The 2,223-nt window shown below is 47.9% G+C and carries 1 protein-coding gene; it reads left to right on the top strand.

The annotated features are described in order from the left end of the window. Nucleotides 1–130: 130 nt before the first annotated feature. A partial coding sequence (locus L2729_RS21435; RefSeq protein ID WP_248990042.1) for a VCBS domain-containing protein occupies nucleotides 131–2,223 on the top strand: 2,093 nt, incomplete at its 3' end.

The following is a 2,223-nucleotide window of genomic DNA, read 5'->3' as shown; positions in this document are numbered from 1 at the left end:
CACTGGCACTGGCACTGGCACTGGCACTGGCACTGGCACTGGCACTGGCACTGGCACTGGCACTGGCACTGGCACTGGCACTGGCACTGGCACTGGCACTGGCACTGGCACTGGCACGCATGAAAAGCCATTGGCTATTAATAGTCAACAACAAATTCAGCAAGTTAAAGAAGATTCTAGCACTGATGTGGTATCAGGATCGTTACATGCTCAAGGCCACAACGCAGCTCAAATAGAATGGAGTATCGCCAACTCACAGGGGCAATTTGGATTAATTAACATCGACCCCGCCACAGGCCAGTGGCACTACCAACTCAATAATGCTTCTGCTGCCACAAATGCTTTAGCTGAAAACGAACATCACACTGAGCAATTTATCATTACCGCCACCGATGCCGAAGGAAATCACGTTGAAACGATTATTACAGTGGAGGTTGAAGGCAGCAATGATCTACCGACTATTTCAGGTACTCATCATGCGGCGTTGAATGAGCACGGAGCAATCGATACTGCGTCAGGTAGCCTGATCGCAACAGACTCGGATCATGGCGATAGTGTTAGCTGGGCAGTAACCAATGGCCAAGGTCAAATGGGATCACTAACTATTGACCCCGGCACGGGTGGTTGGCAGTACCATTTAAGCAATCAAAGCCCTAATACTCTTGCGCTTAATCAAGGCCAAAGCGCCACAGAAACCTTTACCGTGACGGCGACCGATAGTTCGGGTCTGCCCGTATCACAACAAATTACAGTGCAAGTTAACGGCAGCAATGAATCAGCTCAAATTGCTGGCACTACGACGGGTTCTATTACAGAAGATAAAGACGTATTTATTGATCAAAATGGCGAGCAATTAAAAACGACAGGCCAATTGACGATTACCGACCTCGACTCTGGCCAAAGCCAGTTCACAGCCAGCCATTATCAAAGCAGCTATGGACAATTCTTGATAGATGAACGAGGTCATTGGAGCTATAGCACTGACAATAACTCCTCCATAATTCAGGGTTTAAAAAGCGGCGAGCAGCTCACCGATACACTCATTATTCATAGCATCGACGGCACTGAACAGACAATTAACATCACTATTAATGGTACTGATGACAAAGCTCTAATTACAAATGTATTTGGTTTTTCACCTCAAACAGCTTATATGCCCAGCCCTGATATAGAAGGGGCAACCCAGGTATCTTTAAGAGAAGATTTTAACCTTAAGGGAGGCCTCTTATTTGTCGACGGTGCTCTAGCAATATCGGACTTAGACGCGGGACAAAATCAGTTCAACGCCGATCACCTGCAAGGCCAATATGGCGAGTTGAGTATCAACAGTAATGGCCATTGGACTTACACTGCCAATAACAGCAGCCCACAGATCCAAGGACTGAAGACCGGTGAAGTCATTACTGATACTTTGTTGGTGCATTCGGTAGATGGCACTGAGCAGAAGATCACAATCACCATCAATGGCAACGATGACAAAGCCGTGATTGCAGGTGTATCAACAGCAAGCCTGACTGAAGATAAAGACCTTGCCAGTGGCGGTACTTTACGCGCCGATGGTCAGTTAACGGTTACTGACCCCGACTCTGGTCAAGATCAATTCACAGCAGATCACCAGCAAGGCCAATATGGCGAGCTGAGTATCAACAGTAATGGCCATTGGACCTACACAGGTTATAACAGCAGCGCCCAGATCCAAGGCCTGAAGACCGGTGAAGTCATTACTGATACTTTGCTGGTTCACAGCATCGATGGCACTGAGCAGAAGATCACTGTCAGCATTAACGGTACTGATGACAAAGCTGTAATCGCTGGTGTATCAACTGCTAGTCTGACGGAAGATAAAGATCTCGCTAGCGGCGGCACTTTGCGCGCCGATGGTCAGTTAACGGTTACTGACCCCGACTCTGGCCAAGCTCTATTCACAGCAGATCACCTGCAAGGCCAATATGGCGAGTTGAGTATCAATAATAACGGCCATTGGACTTACACCGCCAACAACGGCAATCCACAGATCCAAGGGCTTAAAACGGGTGAAACCGTTACTGATACTTTGTTAGTGCATTCAGTAGATGGTACCGAGCAGAAAATTACTGTCACCATTAACGGCACTGATGATAAAGCCGTCATTGGCGGAACTTCAACTGCAAGCCTGACTGAAGATAAAGACCTCGCCAGTGGCGGCACTTTGCGCGCCGATGGTCAGTTAACGGTTACTGACCC

This window comes from Shewanella gelidimarina, from assembly GCF_023283945.1.
In the GTDB taxonomy this organism is placed as follows: Bacteria; Pseudomonadota; Gammaproteobacteria; order Enterobacterales; family Shewanellaceae; genus Shewanella; species Shewanella gelidimarina.
Note: the sequence above shows the minus strand (reverse complement) of the source record. Positions and strands in the feature narration are given on the sequence as shown.